Origin of the sequence: Ruminococcus flavefaciens (assembly GCF_900143025.1) — a bacterium.
Lineage (GTDB): Bacteria > Bacillota > Clostridia > Oscillospirales > Ruminococcaceae > Ruminococcus > Ruminococcus flavefaciens_I.
The window spans coordinates 161,877-182,599 of sequence record NZ_FRCT01000001.1 but is presented as its reverse complement, the minus strand read 5'-3'; the positions used below and the strand labels follow the sequence as shown (position 1 = coordinate 182,599).

The 20,723-nt window shown below is 36.9% G+C and carries 19 protein-coding genes; all 19 read right to left on the bottom strand.

Annotated features, from left to right (window positions below):
* Positions 1-603 carry an HAD-IB family phosphatase gene (locus BUB28_RS00805; protein WP_072947800.1) on the bottom strand — a complete coding sequence of 201 codons (603 nt, stop codon included), beginning with the start codon at positions 601-603 and terminating at the stop codon, positions 1-3.
* Positions 604-623: 20 nt separating this feature from the next.
* Positions 624-2,075, bottom strand: a complete 1,452-nt coding sequence (locus BUB28_RS00800; RefSeq protein WP_072947799.1) for a lipopolysaccharide biosynthesis protein — start codon at positions 2,073-2,075, stop codon at positions 624-626.
* 3 nt (positions 2,076-2,078) lie between these two features.
* Complete coding sequence (locus tag BUB28_RS00795; RefSeq protein WP_072947797.1) at positions 2,079-3,401, bottom strand: CDP-glycerol glycerophosphotransferase family protein; 1,323 nt, start codon at positions 3,399-3,401, stop codon at positions 2,079-2,081.
* Positions 3,385-4,416: an acyltransferase family protein gene (locus tag BUB28_RS00790; RefSeq protein WP_072947796.1), complete on the bottom strand. Its 1,032-nt coding sequence runs from the start codon at positions 4,414-4,416 to the stop codon at positions 3,385-3,387. The genes BUB28_RS00795 and BUB28_RS00790 overlap by 17 nt, the downstream gene beginning before the upstream one ends.
* 5 nt (positions 4,417-4,421) lie before the next feature.
* A complete protein-coding gene (gene rfbD / locus BUB28_RS00785) occupies positions 4,422-5,330 on the bottom strand; it encodes a dTDP-4-dehydrorhamnose reductase (protein WP_072947794.1) in 909 nt (302 codons plus the stop codon).
* A gap of 3 nt (positions 5,331-5,333) precedes the next feature.
* Positions 5,334-6,362: a dTDP-glucose 4,6-dehydratase gene (gene rfbB / locus BUB28_RS00780; RefSeq protein WP_072947792.1), complete on the bottom strand. Its 1,029-nt coding sequence runs from the start codon at positions 6,360-6,362 to the stop codon at positions 5,334-5,336.
* 15 nt (positions 6,363-6,377) lie between these two features.
* Positions 6,378-6,929, bottom strand: a complete 552-nt coding sequence (gene rfbC / locus BUB28_RS00775; RefSeq protein WP_072947790.1) for a dTDP-4-dehydrorhamnose 3,5-epimerase — start codon at positions 6,927-6,929, stop codon at positions 6,378-6,380.
* A gap of 13 nt (positions 6,930-6,942) precedes the next feature.
* Positions 6,943-7,830 (bottom strand): glucose-1-phosphate thymidylyltransferase RfbA, encoded by an 888-nt coding sequence (rfbA, locus tag BUB28_RS00770; RefSeq protein ID WP_072947788.1) that lies wholly within the window; start codon positions 7,828-7,830, stop codon positions 6,943-6,945.
* A 36-nt stretch (positions 7,831-7,866) separates the two neighbouring features.
* Positions 7,867-9,015, bottom strand: a complete 1,149-nt coding sequence (locus tag BUB28_RS00765) for a glycosyltransferase family 4 protein (protein WP_072947787.1) — start codon at positions 9,013-9,015, stop codon at positions 7,867-7,869.
* 105 nt (positions 9,016-9,120) lie between these two features.
* Positions 9,121-10,248 carry an O-antigen ligase family protein gene (locus BUB28_RS00760; protein ID WP_072947785.1) on the bottom strand — a complete coding sequence of 376 codons (1,128 nt, stop codon included), beginning with the start codon at positions 10,246-10,248 and terminating at the stop codon, positions 9,121-9,123.
* Between the two features lie 24 nt (positions 10,249-10,272).
* Positions 10,273-11,196: a glycosyltransferase family 2 protein gene (locus BUB28_RS00755; RefSeq protein ID WP_072947784.1), complete on the bottom strand. Its 924-nt coding sequence runs from the start codon at positions 11,194-11,196 to the stop codon at positions 10,273-10,275.
* 17 nt (positions 11,197-11,213) lie between these two features.
* Positions 11,214-12,329 carry a glycosyltransferase gene (locus tag BUB28_RS00750; protein WP_072947782.1) on the bottom strand — a complete coding sequence of 372 codons (1,116 nt, stop codon included), beginning with the start codon at positions 12,327-12,329 and terminating at the stop codon, positions 11,214-11,216.
* 2 nt (positions 12,330-12,331) lie between these two features.
* On the bottom strand, positions 12,332-13,204 hold the full coding sequence (locus BUB28_RS00745) for an NAD-dependent epimerase/dehydratase family protein (protein WP_072947781.1): 873 nt from the start codon (positions 13,202-13,204) through the stop codon (positions 12,332-12,334).
* Entirely contained in the window at positions 13,201-14,115 is a 915-nt protein-coding gene (locus tag BUB28_RS00740; RefSeq protein WP_072947779.1) for a sugar transferase, read from the bottom strand. Before BUB28_RS00740 ends, BUB28_RS00745 begins: the two co-directional genes overlap by 4 nt.
* A gap of 57 nt (positions 14,116-14,172) precedes the next feature.
* Complete coding sequence (locus BUB28_RS00735) at positions 14,173-14,697, bottom strand: PglD-related sugar-binding protein (protein ID WP_072947778.1); 525 nt, start codon at positions 14,695-14,697, stop codon at positions 14,173-14,175.
* A gap of 388 nt (positions 14,698-15,085) precedes the next feature.
* Positions 15,086-15,262 (bottom strand): CpsB/CapC family capsule biosynthesis tyrosine phosphatase, encoded by a 177-nt coding sequence (locus BUB28_RS16885; RefSeq protein WP_175547778.1) that lies wholly within the window; start codon positions 15,260-15,262, stop codon positions 15,086-15,088.
* A 659-nt stretch (positions 15,263-15,921) separates the two neighbouring features.
* Positions 15,922-17,139: a tyrosine-type recombinase/integrase gene (locus BUB28_RS00730; RefSeq protein WP_072947776.1), complete on the bottom strand. Its 1,218-nt coding sequence runs from the start codon at positions 17,137-17,139 to the stop codon at positions 15,922-15,924.
* A 27-nt stretch (positions 17,140-17,166) separates the two neighbouring features.
* Complete coding sequence (locus BUB28_RS00725) at positions 17,167-17,412, bottom strand: helix-turn-helix domain-containing protein (protein WP_072947775.1); 246 nt, start codon at positions 17,410-17,412, stop codon at positions 17,167-17,169.
* A 136-nt stretch (positions 17,413-17,548) separates the two neighbouring features.
* Entirely contained in the window at positions 17,549-20,710 is a 3,162-nt protein-coding gene (locus BUB28_RS00720; protein WP_072947773.1) for an ATP-binding protein, read from the bottom strand.
* Positions 20,711-20,723: the final 13 nt, after the last annotated feature.

Below are 20,723 nucleotides of genomic sequence, written 5' to 3'. Positions count from 1 at the left end.
CTATAGAAGTTTCCATAAGAACTCAGCGCATTTGTCATCTTGATAGAAAGCATAATCGATGTTTCTAAGAAGAGAGGGAGCGATATTACGAACACCGCCAAATCCTAAAGCAATATCAGCTCTCCTTGCCATTCCAGAATCATTATCTCCATCGCCAATTGATACGATAGGCTGAACGAACTGCCTAACCATCAACTCTTTATCAATGACACTAACTACTTTTGAGATTCTATCATCAACTACATCAGCTTTTGAACTGTATGTATGATTCTCCATATTAAGCTTTCGCATCAATCCACTAATCCATACATCAAGATTACCAGTTACAACGTAGCATCTTTCATTATTCTGTTTAATAAAATCTGCTATCATTGGGTTTAATGGAACTTCAGCAACAATCTTATTTACTTCCTTAACAGAGATATCGCTTAAAATCTTGACTCTATTTAAAAAACTCGTCTTAAATGGTATCTCACCTCTCATTGTTGCTTCTGTTAAAGCTCGCATCTCAGGAAGTTTATTAATTCTTCGAGATATTTCAGGAAGAACTTCTTTACGTGTTATAGTTGAGTCCATATCAAAAAGGAATATATAATCAGACATTAAACCCTCCAATTTATTCGTTATTTCTTGTTTCGTATATTAACCAGCTCTTTTGACTTAGTTATTATTATCTTTCTATTAATGAAAACCTCCGCAAGTATAAAAACTAAGCAGCAATACCTTACTATCATATGTTTGTAAGTCAACAACAAGCCAAAACTTGAAAGCATAAATATGCTTGTAATCAATAATATATGCTTTATATTATAGATTTTTCGCCCAGGTAATTGTTCTTGGCTAATTCTTCGCATAAAATAGAAATGCATAAAACTATACACCATGTAACAAATCAAAGTAGTATATCCGGCAGCTATATAGCCACAAATTGGAATAAGCAAATAATTCAACAATAGATTTAGAGCAGCACCCAAAATACTTGCGATTAATAAATAGTATGTTTTCTCATAAAAGTATTCAAAGCGAGCAAACCAATCATACAAATACATAAAGAAAACAGACATTGCTACTGGTGGGATTGCGTAAACTGCTTCAGCATATTCACTTGGCGCAAAAATCCTAATTACTTCTGGTGCAAAAGAAATCAGCAATAGATTCAATAAAGCAATCATTCCCATAGAAAAAACCGCAATTCCATTGATATCTTCAGCTTTATTTGATTTCAATTTCTGATATGTCCATGGAGCTAGCGTCTGAGACAAAGCGGTATTAAATATGATCATTATTAAGGAAATGCTATACGCAAGATTATAAAAACCTGCTTGCCGTTCACCCACCATATTTTTTATCATTATTCTATCAGCACTACTTAATACAGTTTGCGATAGAGCATGAGGTATCAACGGAAGATTAAACTTGAAAGCATAGGCCCAATACTTTTTTGAAATCAGCTTCTTACCTCTAGCCATTTGATATATAGACAAAACTGAATAACCAAATAGTTCCACTATTGCCAAGCCAATTATTCTCGCTGTAACCTTATCGTCAGAATTACAAACAAGTATAATGCCTAGAATTGGTTTTGCAAACGATACAATAACAGTTACAAGAACCAATTTCTTATAACTATAACTAACACGTTGTTCAACGCACCACAACGAAAATGCCGAAGAAGTCCAAACCATCAAAAGAAGTGATAGCATTTGAACGGTTGTTAATGAGAAAAGATTATTCCAAAAATCTATTGCTATTAAATAAATAATTGTCCAAGCAGAACATAAAAATAGTGTTAGACCTTGATATGACGAGGCTAAAATATTCCTATCATCGCTGAACTTAACCATTGCCGTGGTGTAGACACCGCTAGCCAAGTTCATAGATACTATAATATAAATAATGCTATACCACGAATTAAATGTTCCAAATGAGCCATATTCATCTGGCGACAGGATTCGCGTAAAAATCGGTGTGGTAATTGTTGAAATTCCCTTCTGCAAAAAAGAGCACATTAAAAACCAAATCGATGCTCTTAATTGTATAGGCATACTTTTATATTTCTCAATTATTTTTTTCATTAATCAAACAGCCGCCTCGCTTGTTAATAACTGTTTTATATCATCATAAATCTTTCTATTTGCGGTTACTCCATCTTTCATATAAGATAGATTTTTATCAAAAAAATCTTTTCTAATAGAATACATTTCATCCTTTTCACAAATAGTATCATTAACAAATGCATCAATAGTATCTATATCTTCGCCAGGGCATCTATATAGAATACTTAAAATTTGTTCTCCAAATTCATTGTATTTTTCCTTACCGCTCTCCAACAAGAGTAAAGGCTTATGCGTGAATTGATACTCAGCTAGAAAGGAAACGCTATCAGTAATCATTGCATCAGATCCCTTGAAAATTGAAAAGTAATCGCCTTCATTAACAACTTCAGCATTATCTAAGCATTGCCATTCATTTTCATACGCATCATAGTCTTCAACTGTTTTAAACAGCCCTGCTAGAACGCTATTTCCCCTTAAAAGTGGGTGCGGTTTATATATCCAATAAGTATTTTTCGAATACTTTTTTGCAATTTTCAAAATGGCTTGATAGTTTTCTTCAAATGTTGCCGACTTAAAGTTTTTATAATTTACAGAATGATGGGGAGCATATATTATTACTTTCTTTGCGCTTAATTGGCGTTTTTCTGAAACATAATACTGATCCATTTTTGGGAATCCTAAATACCTAGCATTTCCTGTATATTTCTCATTTTGCCTAATAAGACCATTATAATAATCCGAATCAGTATAGAATCTTAAAGACCAGTGATACATACCAACATCAAGTTTAAGCATATTTCCAGCTAACATGTAACTATATGATGTATGAAGAACAATAATCGACATAGGCAGATTAATCAAATTAATTATTTGTTCATTTAAAGGCGAAGGGGTTAGATAAAATAATGCATCATATTCATTGATATTATCAATATTCCTTGCTTCAATAACATTGTATTTGAGATTTCTGAAATATTGAATCGTCTTAGTATATTCTTTATTAACTGATTCCTTGTTCTCGACATCAATATGAACAACTATTATATCCACATCAAATCGTTCATTATCGTTTAGTAAATGATATAATTCATCTACATTCCACATTGAACTTGTATATACTACAAAGCCAAATTTAATCTTTTCTTTCATTTTATTTACAGAAACGTTTTTTTCATCGTTATATTTTTTTATTTTTTTAAACTGCTTTAATGAATAATCAGATATAAACCTTAAAGAACCATATTGCCCTTTAATTGGTGAATTAAACTTGATTGATAAATTATATTTTACCGATAACAACATTCCAATCGTTTTTTTTACAATGTTTTTAACTATTGCTTTCATTACTTGATATTCCACCTCTATGTTTTATAATATTCGATACCGTACTACTTATACAGGTATAGAGTTTTTTCCATAACAATGCTAAGCCAAGAGTTAGCAATACGCATATCACAAAATAAACAATGCTGTATTTAATCTTCCCTTGTACAATCATCATAGGAATTCTTTGAATCAAATATATTTCTAAGGTGTATCTACTTAGCCAACTTAGAACATTGTTATACAGCCTTACTTTTAAACTGAATAAGAGTAAAAAAGTACAAAACAATAAGACCATTATCTCATAAACGACAAAGTAACGCTGAAGATAAAAACATACCCCAATTAATAATATATCCAATAATAAACAAAGCCAATATTTTTTATTAAGTACAGAAATAATCATTTTTTCATAAAATGCAACAAGTATTCCAAATAAATATGCAATAACTGTATTGTAAAAAGTCGCTTCCTTTATTTGCGACATAAGAATAATGTATGAGATTATAAAAATGGATAACAAGTAAATTGGATGCATTACATTTTGTTTAAATGCGATATAAGAGAAAAGCCACATAAAAAGTATTGCGACAATATACCATGTTGAGTTTCCGACAGATCTCATACCTATAAAAGATAATGCCACTGTTGTTATGTCGTACTTATTTCCTGATATTATTCCAATCGTTAGAAACAATACTACTGTAATGCCAAAGATTAGATAAAGTGATATTATTTTTTGAGGGATTTTATCAATGTATCTTTTGTTTTTTTGCCATTGTTTAACAAGCGCATATCCTGAAAAGAACATAAAAGAAACAACGATAAGTTGACCTGTAGCCAAATCTATTATTGACAAAACGTCAAACTTGCTTTTTGAAATGTATTGATAAAAATGGCGAATAAAAACCATTATTACAAAAAAACCATTGATTGATGCAGTTTGCTTTTTATCAAGACTTGTATTTATATCTATATTTTTCTTTGCGCCAGTTAACACTACAATTGCTAAAAGAGGAATAATAATATTCATCATATCATTCATCCACCACTTTGTATTAATATGTCCAAACTGCTTAGATACCTACGAAGTGCATCCTGCCAAGTAGGAAGCGGCTTAAAACCGTTTTCAACCAGCTTTGACTTGTCAAGTCTGCTGTTGAAAGGCCTTGCAGCCTTGGAAAGTCCGTATTCTGCTGTAGTTACAGGTGTTACCTTTGTGGACATTCCAGCCTGCCTATATATCTCAACTGTGAAATCGTACCATGAGATATATCCGCCTTCATTTGTTGCATGGTAGTAACCGTATTTATCAGTTTCTGCCATATCAACAAGAAGTCTTGAAAGATCAAGTGTATATGTCGGTGTACCTATCTGGTCGGATACAACTCTCACTTCATCATGAGTCTTGCCGACGTTTATCATAGTCTTGATGAAATTCTTGCCGTTCACACCGAATACCCATGCGATACGAACGATGAAGTACTTGTCGAGAGTATTTGCCACAGCAAGCTCACCGTCGAGCTTTGACTGTCCGTATACATTCTGCGGAGCATAGTCCTTGCAGTCAGGCTGCCACGGTTCTGTTCCCTGTCCGTTGAATACGTAGTCAGTTGAAATGTATATCATCTTGCAATCAAGCTTTTTGCATACATTGGCGATATTCTGTGTACCGTCAACATTTATAGCCTTGACCTTCGGCTTATTTTCTTCATCTTCGGCAGCGTCTACTGCTGTCCATGCTGCACAGTGTACCACAACATCAGGCTTTACCTCTGATATTGCCTTTTCAACTGCTGCCGCATCGGTTATATCAAGCTGTACATAGGGATATTTTGTATCAATTGTCGGCAAAATATCGCTGCCGATACCTTCATATCCACGCTTTGCAAGCTCATTCATCACATCGTGTCCGAGCTGTCCGCCCACACCTGTTACGAATGCTTTCATATATTACACCTCTGCACGGTTTCCGTACATCTTCTCATAGTAGTTCTGGTACTCACCACTGATGATAGTCTCCCACCACTCACGGTTCTCAAGATACCACTTGATCGTCTTTTTGATGCCGTCCTCGAACTTTGTCTCAGGCAGCCAGCCAAGCTCATTGTGAATTTTAGTCGGGTCAATCGCATATCGCATATCGTGTCCCTTTCTGTCCTCAACGTGTGTGATAAGGCTCTCAGGCTTGCCCAATTCCTTACAGATGAGCTTAACGATGTCGATGTTTTTCATCTCATTGTGACCGCCTACGTTGTACACTTCGCCTACCTTGCCCTTGTGAATTATAAGGTCGATCGCACGGCAGTGATCCTCAACATAGAGCCAGTCACGCACGTTAAGACCCTCACCGTAAACAGGAAGAGGCTTGTCTGCGAGTGCATTTGCTATCATAAGCGGAATGAGCTTCTCGGGGAAATGGTAAGGACCGTAGTTGTTGGAACAGCGGCTTATTGTCACTGGAAGTCCGTATGTACGGTTGTATGCCATAACGAGTAAGTCAGCACCAGCCTTTGAACTTGAATATGGGCTGCTTGTGTGGATAGGTGTTGTCTCTGTGAAGAAAAGGTCAGGTCTGTCGAGTGGAAGGTCGCCGTATACTTCATCAGTGGATACCTGATGATAACGTTGTATGCCGTACTTGCGGCAAGCGTCCATAAGCACCTGTGTGCCGAGGATATTGGTCTGAAGGAATATCTCAGGGTTCTCGATAGAACGGTCAACGTGTGACTCCGCTGCGAAGTTAACTACGATATCAGGCTTCTCTTCCTCGAAAAGCTTGTATATTGCTTCTCTGTCGCATATATCTATCTTCACGAAACGGAAGTTAGGGTTCTTCATAACAGGCTCAAGTGTTGAAAGATTTCCAGCATATGTGAGCTTATCCAGACATACTATCCTGTAATCAGGATATGTATCGAGCATATGGAATACGAAATTTGAGCCGATGAAACCAGCACCGCCAGTTACAAAAATATTCATGGGTATTACCTCCTATTAAAACTCTATTTTAGATTCTGCCAATGCCGGATGACCCTTATCTTTTTCACTAAGAATTATCTTACCTACATCAGGCCAGTCAATGCCAATTGCAGGATCGTTCCACATGATACCGCCCTCGTCCTCAGGGTGATAAAGCTCATCACACTTATAAGCAAACTCTGCATAATCACTCATTACAACAAAGCCGTGAGCAAATCCGCGAGGTATCATGAATTGACGCTTATTCTCTTCCGAAAGAACAACGCCTACCCACTGACCGTATGTAAGACTGCCTTTGCGAAGATCTACGGCAACATCAAAAACCTCTCCTTTAAGGACACGAACAAGTTTTGCCTGTGGATGAGTTTTCTGGAAATGTAAACCTCTGAGAACACCTTTGCGCGAGCTTGACTGGTTGTCCTGAACGAAATTATAATCAAGACCTGCTTCATTAAAATCGGACTCTTTATATGTTTCCATGAAATAGCCGCGATTATCGCCATAAGTCTTAACATCAATTATGTAAACGTCTTTAATTTTGGTATCATTAAAAATAAAATTTCCCATCAGTGACACTTCCTTAATACTTGATCTTACCTTCTGCAACTTTTTTCAGATGCTGACCATATGGTGACTTTCCATATTTCTCAGCAGACTTCATCAGTCCGTCCTTATCTATCCAGCCGTTGATGAAAGCTATCTCCTCTGGTGCTGAGATCTGGATACCCTGACGATTCTGTACCATCTGAACGAAGTTTGTAGCCTCAACAAGACTGTCCATTGTTCCAGTGTCGAGCCATGCAAAACCACGTCCGAGAAGCTGAACATCAAGGAGGTTATCATGGAGATACATCTCGTTGAGTGTTGTTATCTCAAGCTCTCCGCGGGCAGAAGGCTTTACCTGATTTGCTCTTGCACTTACACCTGCGGGATAGAAATAAAGTCCTGTAACAGCGTAATTGCTCTTTGGAACAGCAGGCTTTTCCTCAATAGAAAGGGCATGACCGTCCTTGTCAAAGTCAACAACGCCAAAACGCTCGGGATCGGGAACATAGTAACCGAATACTGTTGCTCTGTTATTCTCCTCTGCATTCTTCTTTGCAGTACGAAGAATTGTTCCGAAACCGTTTCCATAGAATATATTATCTCCAAGCACCATAGCACAGGCATCATCGCCTATGAACTCTTCACCGAGTATAAATGCTTGTGCAAGTCCGTCGGGACTTGGCTGTACCTTATAGCTGAGGTTGATGCCATACTGAGAACCATCGCCTAAAAGTCTTTCAAAATTAGGAAGATCTGTCGGTGTAGAGATAATTAATATATCCTTTATTCCAGCAAGCATCAATGTTGAAAGTGGATAATAAACCATCGGTTTATCATATACAGGTAATAGTTGTTTGCTTGTTACCATCGTTAATGGATACAGTCTAGTGCCGGAACCACCGGCTAAAATAATTCCTTTCATGTCGTTTATCTTCGCACTATTTATGTGCTTCCTCCTTTACTCATATTCATTTTCAGTTGAAACCTCATAATACACCTTTTCGATTTCCTTCACACACGTTGAAATAAGGAAATGTTGAATTGCTTTATTTTGTGCTTTTCCACCCATCTCTTTACGAATACTAGGATTATTAATTAAAAACTCAATTTTGTCGGCAAGTGCTACTGCATTTCCTTTATCGTACAAGAAGCCATCGGTTCCATTTTCTATTAACTCTGGTGTACCGCCAGTATTACTTCCTATAACTGGAATACCAGCTAACATTGCTTCAGCTGTAACGCGTCCAAAAGCCTCACACCTTGAGCAAACCAATTCGATATCAATATTTTTACGTAATTCCCGCATTTTGTTTACATGGCCAAGAAATTTTATGTTATTCTCAACTTTTTTACTTATATTAAAATACACTTCACCTTCGCCAGCAATCAACAATTCAAAATTGTCGATTCCTCTATCTAATAAAATCTCGCATGCTTCAACTGCTTCATGTTGGCCCTTTCCGATGTAAATAGCTCCGGCAATTAATATCCGGATCTTTTCCGAATCATTTTTTTTATTTATATTAATAATGCTAGATTCTTCTATGCCATTATATACTATTCTTATTTTGTTTTTATCTAAAAGAGAATAATGATTTGCTATGGCATTGGATATACATATAAACCTGTCTGTATTTTTATTCATAAAAGAATAAACTTTTTTTACTGGTTCATAATAATGCATATCAAAATCCAAATCTCCAAATTCTCTTATATGCCAAATGTGTGGAATTCTACTATAATGACTAATTAGCGCACCTATATTTATAACACTAGTATTAGTATGAATAATGTCAATCTTTTCTTTTTTAATATAATTTGAAACAATCATTGCCGATATTCTATTAACTTGACTTCTAAAAATTGGCCACATTATTTTGTTTTTTATCCACCCAATTTTTGTTTTAGCTTGGCACCAAAAAAAATATGGTTTTATAATTACATTTACATATGATCTATGTAATAGCTCATTATAAAAAGCACCATCTCGATATGGAGTTAAAACATAAATCATATGTCCATTTTCTTTCATTTTATCAATGATATTGAGTAACGATTTACTTGCTCCATTCAGTCTTTTTTCGTGGCTTACATATAAAATCTTCATTTCATCTCAACGCCTTCATAATGTTAATCTCTTCTTAATTATTTCACCTGCATTTAAAGGCGTACTATTTATACTAAGTAACGCCTTACCAACATCAAACTATGCTCATTGTTTTAACTCAATTGTATTGTTATATACAAAAATATACAATAAATAAGCAGTTGAAGAAAACAAAAGGGGATTTGTAAATGCAATAATTAAATAACAAATATAAGTCATCTTATCTTGCTTGCTTATACTAGATGTTAAAGGTTTCAAAACGAAATACATAAACACTACAAATAACGGAACTCCTATTTGTCTCATCAGTTCAAGATATGAAAACTCAGCTGTTGTTGTATATGCATTTCTACCATAATTAAAAAAAGGTGATCCTAATCCCATTCCAAAGATTAAATTAAACGGATCAGAAAAAATCTCAATAAAGCTTCTCATTTGTCCATCTCTTATTTCATCAGATGCAATCGCACCTTTTGAAGACATTATCTCATTTATGTATTCATATATTAACGGGAAACAAAACATAAGAATACTAACGACTAAAAATGTTACTATCACTTTTTCTTTGCCTTTTTTTTCATAATTAAAAGCCAAAACATACAGCACAAATATAACACAAAGCAGAACATTAGCTCTAGTTCCTGTAAACAGCATAGCGAGTATTGATAAAGCAGTAATTATTATTTTTTTCTTCTTGAGTGAATCATTTATCAACAAAACTATTAATGGAGAACTTTTTAGGAAGACCTTGTAATAGAACGAATACATTGGAGACTTTCCCATTATTCCCATTCCATAATCATAAAACGCATTTCGCATAAACCATGGTGAATTAATATCAACAACGCCAATAAAATCAATAAGCACAATGAGGACAATTAATAATACAGAACCTCCAACAATTCTTAGCAAATATTTGTCATATTTTATGTCATAGTGTCTAACAACAGGAAGAATTAAAATTAGTGTTGCAGGATAAGCTCCTGAGATTGCCGAACCTAAATTGTGTGACACAAAAAAGGTCTGAAATATTAAAATAATCGGAAAAAGCACACCAAAGAACATCAAATAATCATTCTTTTTTAATTCTTTCAATACTATACTAATGTTTAATGCCAGTATTAGGAAAAAAGAAATCAATTTAATATGAAAAGGATCACCCGGAAAAAAAACGCATACCACCAGAAATATTACTAACAAATTTATTGTGGCATTTTTCTTCGTAAATATCATTATTTCACCTCACGGAAAACCAGATTATATATACCACAATTGTCCAATTGCCCTCACTATATCCCCCTTTAAATATTTTCCTTTTAGTAATACATGCATTCTCTTAATCTTAAATTTATAACTATATATCGAAATAAAAGTTTTTAACGAATTGTATTCTTCAACAGGCATAATTCTACCATATCTTTTCATAAACAACTTTGCTTGATCCAAATACAAATACTGCATTGATGATGTCTTTTTATCCAGAAATTTATCAATTCTATAACGTAAACTTTTTACGTCTACGGCACCGACTTCGTTATCGCCATGCTGCCTATAAAGCATTACAACATCTGGAATGTGGTATATTACTCCGCAACTACTAGCTAAAAGTGCCATCCACCAGTCATGCATAAGAATTCTGTCATCAAAATCCCCGCATTTAGTGTACAATGCTTTGTTTACCATCGTCAAGCACCCTGTTACATAGTTTTGAACGAGAAGATGATTGAAATCCAGTTTAAATGCACTGATTTGATTATTCTTTTCATTAAATCCAGTATCTTTTAATTCACCATCAACGGCTTTATATGTTGCAAATGCCAATATGGGAGTATTCTTTCCTTTTTTTTGTTCGATTTTTTGCATTATTCTATAGGTTACAGCAATTTTATCTGGAAGCCAGTAATCATCTTGATCACTGAACATAACATAATCTGATTCAGCAGCACCGATAAGATGAAAGAAATTCTTGGCAGCACTCCCACCTTTTTTTCCATCTTTTATAATAACAATCTTTTCAGGATATTTCGTCGCATATCTCTCAATTATCGGAACTGTACCATCGGTTGAACCATCATCTCTAATAAGTATCCTAAAATCCTGATATGTCTGAGCAAGAATGGATTCTATTTGCTCTTCTATATATCTTTCACCATTATATGTTGCCAATAAAACATCGATCAAGTTTTATCACCTCTATCTTATATATTTACTATTTTAATAATCTTAAAAAGTTTCCTATTAAAAGCATCCGTAGTCAGTAGAATCTTAAAAAACTTTCTGGCATTATTGCGGCGCTCCCCATTATAAGCTGATAATTCTTCCAAAAAGAAATGATTATCATAGTTAATACCGCATTTATTCCTTTTGATTATATCCCAAGTATCCCCATGAATATTATTGATTATCGGAAGCCCAAATTCAAAATAATCCATGCTTTTCATTGTAAGTCCTACACATACAGAATCTTTCATTATATTAAGACCATAATGGCAACCATCAAGTATATACTGTTTTTCTTCACGACTATATATCTTACCGTGATAGATAACTTCTGCTCCTGTAGCTTTTACCTTAGTGATTAAACTATCTCTGTTTTCTCCATCTCCAATAATGTGTAATTCTACAGGCTTATTTTTCTGACATTGTTCAACTATATCAACTATGGTATCTATATCAATAATATTGTTTATAGAACCAAGATAACATAAAGATATTTTATCATCTGGCATATGTAGGTTGGGAACATATTCAATATAAGGGCGAGCAAGATATAGCGTTTCGACTTTCATTCCATTAAGAAAGCTTTTCAGTTTCTTTCGGTACAAGTTGCACTCTGTAACAATATAATCAGCTACCTTTAAATATTTGTTTCTAAGATCACGCCAATAAGTAAACGGGAAAAAGCTTTTAGCCTTTCCTATTGGCATTGTTTCAGGCCAAAGATCAATCAAATCAAAAATCAGTTTAACTTTAGGATTATTGCGCTTAATTCTTGATAAATCCCTAACCAGTGAATTTGGTGGTATCAACGCCCATATCAAATCTATTTTTTCAATATTTCTTTCTATATAATTAGTGACATCACGAGAAAAGTGACTATGAGATTTCATTCTTTGAACAGATAAGTTTTTGTTATACGCTTCTACGTGGAAGAATATGTATCCGTTTTTCTTTTCCGTTCTTCTTTTCTTATCGATATGCTTATAATCCGATGCAAGAACGATAGCTTTATGTCCTTGCGATGTAAAGGCATCCCGGAGGAGATCAACACGATGCTCATATGTATCAAAGCAATTAACAATGCATATATTCACATCTATTCCTCCGTTTTTCTTATGCTTTCTCTCAAGCTATATTTCCTATATTCTTCCTTGTACTTGCTCATTTTTTTATCATAAGCCAAATTACCGAAAGCCTTGTCAACAAGTCCGGTGGCTAAACCAGCCATCTTAAGCGGTACTGTTGCACCTTTCACAAGAATTATTCTCTTACAATGCTCTGCAGCAATCATCTTTACAAGCTCACTAGTATTACTATATTCTGCATTCTGTGGCCAGAATGTTCCGCGTTCTTCATTCTCAATCATCAATCTCACGAATTCCATAAGATTCTCAATATAGAGCATAGAACGACAGTTATCAACATATGGAAATATAGGCATCTTCTGAGCAAGCTTAGACATCAGCGGATAGTTGCCCTTGCTGCCTTTTCCATAGATCATAGGAGGTCGGAGAATAACTACCTTGAAGCTTTCATCTTCAAGCTTCTTCAAGCCTTTCTCGGCCTTAACCTTGCTGTCACCATAACAGTTTGCCGGACTAACAGGTGTGTCCTTCGTGATTATTTTCTTTTTACCAATCGGTGCGCTATCACCATAAACAATTGCAGAAGACATAAAGATAAACTGCTTCACACCGGCTTTCTTTGCCTTCATAGCAGTTCTAATTGTCAGCTTTGTGTTGACCTCATAGTAAAGCTTTGCCTTCTCTTTGCTGATTTTTCCATTATCAGAATGAGCAATACCTGCAACATGATAAACACAATCATAGCCAGAGAAGTCATACTTCATCCAGTCATCGCCAATCATATCCAGCGTTTCTACTTGATACTTGTCAGGCCATTTCTTCATATATGCCTCAAATGAGGTGCCGATATAACTACCGGCACCTGTAATTAATATCTTTTTCATATAGCTTTATCTTTACTTTCTATTTCCTTAGCTTTTTCTATTTCCTTTGCAATAGCTCCTGTACCCCCTTCAACAACACCCTTACTTTTTAATACAGATGTTATTGATCCAAAGAACATTTTCATATCCATAAGGAAGCCACTCAAACTACTTGATTTAAGAGCCTGTGCATAAACACCGTCCAATTTAGCTTTTTTCTCAAGCTCAAGTTCATCTCTTCCGCTGATCTGAGCCAAACCAGTAAGTCCTGGTTTCACATCATTTGCACCATACCTGTCTCTTTCAGCAGTAAGATAGTCCTGATTCCAAAGAGCAGGACGAGGTCCTATTACGCTCATATTACCTCTGAAGATATTCCAAAGCTGAGGAAGCTCATCGATACTTGTTCTACGAATGAATGCTCCTACCTTAGTGATGCCACCACCTTGAAGCATATGCGTCGGCACATCACTTGGCGTGTTCACAGACATAGACCGGAATTTCAATAATTCAAAATAACCTTTGTTCTGTGCAACTCGCTTCTGCTTAAAGAAAACCGGTCCCGGGTCATCCTTCTTTATAGCTATTGCTGTTATAGCATAAATCGGTGAGAGAACTACTAACCCTCCAAACGAGAGAACAACATCAAATCCACGCTTAACATACTTCTCATAAAACGTAGGAAAATGAGTACTATTCTCAACAACTTCAAGATGTCCGCATTTACCGTCTGCATTCACTGGATCATTCTTATTCTCGACAAAAACGACCTTTCTTCCCTCAACAGGATTCTGTTCCTCAGGCTTATTAGCATAAACCGAAGCTGGATACTGTTTCTTTGCTATTCGACGCATAACCAAGTATGTAGCCCCAAGAACTATTCCTGTGGCTTTTGCCGCAGTTTTCAAATTCTTTTTAGTCTGCTCTTTCATTTTATCATTCCTCACTAACCTGACAATCTGTCAGAATACTTAACCACCCAATTTTAATCACACAGCAACACGAATCTCATGCTTGACGGGGGTATCACATATCTCGTTATACCCTGTTCGTGTTTTTTCATCAATCTCTGCTCTTGCCTTTACAACACAGCCGCAGTTGATATGGCAGCCCTTATGGATAGTGCTATTATGATTTATAATAACACCTGCGGAAATAATGCATCCTGTCTCAACTACTACTTCCGTATGCACAACAGCCATAGGCTCGATAAATGAACCTATACCTATCTTAGCAGACGGTGAAACATATGCACGTTCGTGAATCAGACATGGTATATTGTACCCCTTGTTACGAAGTTCTTCGATGAGCTTTAATCGGAAATCCGAATTGCCTATAGCTACAACCGCAGAATCGTAAACATTGCTTAGATTTTCAAAGTCCCCCAACTTACCTACTGCAATCGGATTGTTATCATCGAGGAAATCAATATGATCATATTTCCTCATTGACTCGGCAATTTCCTTAGCCACCATTCCGTACTGTCCAGCGCCTAAAATAAGCAAGTTTTGCATACATATACCTCCCTTATTAAGAAATGAGTGAAAATTTATTATGATGATCATTCTTCGAAAAGAGTGATCATTTAAAACAAAGTAAATATGTAACAAAATCTTATATGTATATGTAAAAATGAGAGACCATGGTTCTGGAAATAATCATAGACCATGGTCATTGCGGTCATGTTCCCCTTAGATCGCCCGTGTGGAAATTAACAAACTCATATCAACCGCCATAAATATAGCGATTTATATCAACCCGCCAATTTTAATACATACGACCATCATATTTACAAAACCAAGAATAATGTCATTTATAACAGCCTTGTCCTTTATCTTTTCAAAGTCAGCCTGCCTTTTTAAGGAACTCAGGCACTGATTTTTCTTGATGTACGTAGAAATGTTAAGTTGCAACAATTCGCTCTCCCCCTTGTTCCTTCATCATCTCTATCATCGCAAGTGATGTTTCTACATCTTTAGCTCCATCGTCAATCATAGGAAGTATACGACAATGATACTTTGAACATACATCGGAATATGAGAAGAATACTTCAGCGGCATCGCAAATTTCGAGTAACAAAAAGTCTCTGCGCCACCGATTATCGTTACAATAATGAACAGCCACAATTTGCTTAAAAGTAGTGAAATTATGACCTTGATCAAGTAGCTATTATCCTTTTTTAATATTCTTTCCATCTCAGAATTATTTTTTATTTCATTTATTCAAATCCCAGGGAATTATATCGTTAGTAAATAGTGCAAAATATTATACATTTTGTAGATTTTCTAGAATATTTATAAATTTTTCATATGATGCGATATAATTAATGATACCACATTTTTACCAGTTTTACAAGAACTATCGACGTTTTTTGTCAATCATCAACAATTATTTTTTTGTTTCGCGCTAATTATGCACATTTGCTATATCTTTTTCGCACACCAATTTAATTTTTTGTATATTCACTATTTTGTATTACAATCAGTATATCAGCTTATCAGATATATTTATCTCGTATATGTTAACAGATTACATATTTTGTAAATTATATTGTTTCTCCAGTGGTAATACCAAACAAATATAATTACGATTTTACTCCCCATCTGTTAATGTAGTTAAATTAGTAAAGTAATTGCTGTTTTTTATTATCTGCTTTTATACGCCCCATTGAGCAGTTACAGAAAAAACTCCGAAAAAGAAAAGAACAGGGACTTTCCGAATGGGAAGTCCCTGCTCTGTTATCCTGTCTTCTGCGTATTGTTATTCGCCTGCTCCTCACTATGTTTATGCCTGCTTATTAGCATACTGCCAAGTACGCTTGCAGCTTCTGTATCAGCTTCGGCAAGACAGTGAAGATATTTGTTTGTTGTGCTGATATCAGCGTGTCCCAAACGGGTCCTAACCTGCTGTAAATTTACTCCGCCATACAGCAGCAGCGTCGCCGACGTATGTCTCAGAGAGTGGAATTTACGGTGTTTAAGCCCGTTCTTTTCCAGGAATTTGCCAAACCATTTTGTCGGAGTCTGAGGGTTCATAATCTTGCCGTTCCACTGTGTAAACAGCCATTCATCACCTATCCATGCAGTACCAAGTCTCATGCGTTCGCGTTCTTTCTCAGCCTTCAGAAGCTTTATAAGCTCAATGCAGTCATCGGTGATCGTTATAGTGCGCACTTCGTAATCTTTCGGGGGTTTTAATGCTATAGGCTTCCCCTTGCACTTATACGCACTTCTTTCGATAGTGACCTTGTTCGTATTGTAGTCGATGTCACTGAATTTCAGTGCTATCAGTTCACCGAGACGGCAGCCCGTCATAATGGCGAGCAGCACAAGACATTGATACTGTAATTCTTCCTGCTCCAAACACTCAAGCATTTCAGCAGCCTCCTGCTTCGAAAATATCTCCACCTTTGGAGTTACCATTTTCGGAAGAGTAAGCCTTTTCGCGTCAGCAGGATTCATAGGGATTATATCGAGCTTTACCGCCTGAGTAAGCATGGATTGCAGAATAGCAAGCTTCTTCTTTATAGTCGCAGGCGATGTACCCGGGTTCTCCCTTTGAAGATAGCGCACGAACTGTTGAATATGCGCACTTCTGATTTCAGAAATCTTCATATGCCCCAGCAACGGGATTATTACTTTCTCAATGATGGAAGCGTAATACTCAAAGGTTCGCGGAGAAAGGATATCCCTCTTGATATCGAGGTATATCGGTACGAATTCTACCAGCTTTAGCGAACGCTGAGAACCTGCAAGGCCATTCTTGACCTCGTCCTCAAACTGTAAAGCTACCCTCTCCGCTTCCTTTGCTGCCTGCTTTTCAGTCATGCCGCGCGGTACCTTCCATGTCATAGTCTGGAAACGCTGCCTTCCGTCAACGCTGCAGCCGTCAGATACTCTTATACGGTACGATATGATAGTACCGTCCTTGTTCTTATTTGCCTTAACGTTAGCCATTGTTCTCGCCTCGATATCAGTTGTTTATCATCTGATCATGAACGGAATAGGCTTGACAATAGCAACATCAGTTGTGCTTAAAGTACAGCTGTTGAAATAGTCAGCCACGCTTTGCTGGTTTATAAGTATCTTCTTGCCTGCACGAGTTGCCTTCACAAGTCCCTGCAGTGCAAGCTGACGTGCATGGTGCTCGGCAATGCCGAAGTTCTTAGCAGTCTCCTTGATTCCCAGCATTACGGGAATATTTTCGATTGATTTAACATTTTCATTCATATTGATCTTCTCCTTATTAATTATTTATTATTCGTTATCCCCGTAAGGGGATAACATGATTATCATTTTTACTGCACATGTCCGCAAGAAGCAGATATGTGCAGCTCATTTAAAATAGCATTGTCACCTTTCCCACTTAAATTTTCTCAAAACAGGATTTTTTCAGATCGTTTGTCGCAGGTGTTGCAGCTCGTACTGCCTTGACATCAACGTAAACTTTATAGTTTACAGCATGATCATTTACCACTTTTTCATCAGTAGAGCTGCCTATATCATACGAAGGACGATATGTAATACCTAAAATAGCTGTTTCAAGTTTAACATTCGTTCCATAATACGTACTATAAACATCCCCCATGACAGCACAGTGAAAGTCAGGAAGTGTCCTGATGACATCTTCATCAAGCTTGGTGAACTTGGCTACTGCCTTTATGCACTCTTCTCCTAACGGTCTGAACAAAATATGCGTGCCGCAATATTTATAAACCTCTGAAAGACTTGCATTCAGATAGTCCTGCGATGCGAGAATAACGGATATATCGAGCTTTCTTACTCTGCTGAGTATGCTGACAAGAGTACTTTTTTTACCATGGTTAAAAGTCTGAACCTCGTCAAGTATCACCGTCATCTTGCCGTCCCTGTTCTTATCTTTAAATGCATACAACGTGTCGAGAAGTATGTCAAAGGAATTCACCAGTGGATTAGCAACAGCGTTTCCGCTTGAAATGACCAGGACTTTTCCCTTAGCAGAGAGACGGTCGCCCCAACTCAATACTGTATCTTGATGCATATTGACCATACTGAAAAGTGCCCTCAGCTTTATAGCCAGCTTCTTTTCATCGTCGTTCTTGTCGAATGCAGCCGGTAATACGGCAAGTTCAGAAATTGTGCTCAGATGATTTTTTTCAAGCAATTCAGCCAATTTATCAACAAGAATAAATTTCTGGTTTGCTCCTGTCAGATGCAATCCTGATATCAGAAGGCTCGACAGTTTTTGCACACGCTGAGCTGTATTTTTGCAGTCATCAAAGTCCATAATATTTACAGGCCAGCCTTGCGTCGATAAATCCCAGAATTCGAAATGTTTAGCGATTATTTCTTCCGGAATATTATGTGCAAGCAGTTCTTCCTTCAGGAAAGCATTCGTCGGATCAAGAACAATGACACCATCATCAGTCTTTACCCTCTGAACGACCTGCTGCATCATCCAGTCTGTCTTGCCTGAACCAGGAGCACCAGTCACAGCGATGAACGGAGTACCGTGTTTGTAATCCGTTATCACCTGACCAGCATACATATCTAACCGCTCGTGCTTAACAAATCGGAAGAAATTATCAATATGCTCATCAAGCTTGTGGAATTTATCCGATGCAACTTTCTCATCAATGACGAGATTTGCTTCCTGAGAAAGCCAATCTCTTGAGAACGTTAAAAAAGGCCTTGGTTTCTTGCTACCGTCCTCAGTTTGAACCTTCCAGATTTTCTGTTTCCCCTTAGGGTTTGAATACGTCAATAAGTCACCAGTGGATTTTAAATCCTCCTTTGCCTTATTTATACCTACTGGAACATCTGAATTAGAGTAAATTTCATCACTGAAAAGATCCTCCGTTAAACAGAATGAACCATCACTTGAAATCATAGCCTTATCAGGAGTCCAGAAAGGCGGTCCGACCTCTATACCTATATCTATTCTGCCAGTGATTACTGCCTTGCTCGCTACATCACCCATTTTTTGGGCATTATAGCGGCACAAAGACGTTCTTTCCTTGACCTCATTGCAAAGCCATTGAAGCATAGCTTGTATATCAGCCTCAGTCAGAATGCCGCCTTCCTTCAGCAGAATAGCTGTAGAAAGAAACATTACTGCCGAGTTACTCTGACTTCTTCTCGGAAGCGTCGCTGCCATTTTCTTTGCTGCAGTTATCACCGCTTTTATGCGCTGCTTAACCGCACCAGGATTTTTCTCAGCATTTTTCACGATATGATAGTCGAGTTCTCCCAACAACTTCTGAACCTGTTCAAGATTTTCAATTTGAACACGCTCGGTTAGTGATAGCTGATGTATAGACAATTCTTCAGACAAAACACCAGCGTTATCGATAATCAGTACCGGCACCATACGGTTAACCGAATCATCAACATAAGAGTTTGCAAAAAACTCAGATAACAACTCTTGTATGTTCTCTAATTTGTATTTCGAGCCTATTGCAGAAGAATGCCGAATGATCATTACACAATCAACATACCTCTTGATTTGTTCCTCGATATAAAGAATTCTTTTTGAGGAAAACAATACTTCAATAGAACGATGATTTCTGTTCTGTAGTCCAGCTGTCATATCTTTTGCAGTTGCATCGTCAGAAGTCTCAACAACCCAAAGCCTGTCTTGAACAAGCCCCTCTTCCTGAAATTGTGGCAACAAACGACTCATAGCTGAGATCACTGTACAGACCTTTACGGGAAGAGTATCCGAAAGCAGTCTGTTATAGTCGGCTGCAACTTCGTTGAATGTACGATTTGATTTATAGAGAATAATATCGTTATAAACGTTACGCATTCCCTTTTCTTTATACAGACGTTTGAAGAGAAGGTTGTCGTATTCCGATGAACAGAATATACGATCTCCTCTCGGGGGCAAACACCAGCCATCATGCATAGGAGGTGAATAAAAGTATACCGCAGAACACAAGAGAAGTGATCGACGAAACGCCTCAGCAACATATTTAGGTGCAAGAGACGTATCCTCAAGCTGTAATTCTGAGATTATTCTGTTGTCACTCAGATCCCCGTTAAAGAAGATCAATGGGCTCGCTCGTCCTTTTATCATAATCAAATATGCGTAGCAAATTCCCGGTCCTGAAGCCGCAACAATAAGGCAACCTGTGATTTTTACCGATGAGATAAACTTAGGTCCCCGTGTCTTGTATTCCAGTTGCCAATGCTCATTATAGGGATTCAGATCCAGATGCTTTTCATCGTAAGCTGGATCCTTCTTCGCCTTATGGGCGATAAAACTAGCTCCGGTAAATACAACGCCATTAATTTCAACTGTTTCGCTGATAAACGGTGACGAATGGAAAAGTCTTGTTCCTTCTTCAAGAGTAAATTCTGAGCGCACCTTTTTTGTAATCTCGGAACGAAGCACTTCAATTTTTGCAGCGCTTTTTTCAGCAGCTTTAACTTCTGATAGCTCTTCTACTTTTGAAGCAAGCTCTTCTTTATGTTTTCCGATTAATCGGCTGTAATCGAGATCGTCACGTGAAATGCCCATTGCAACCTCTTCAAATGTCTCATACATTTGTAAAAACCTC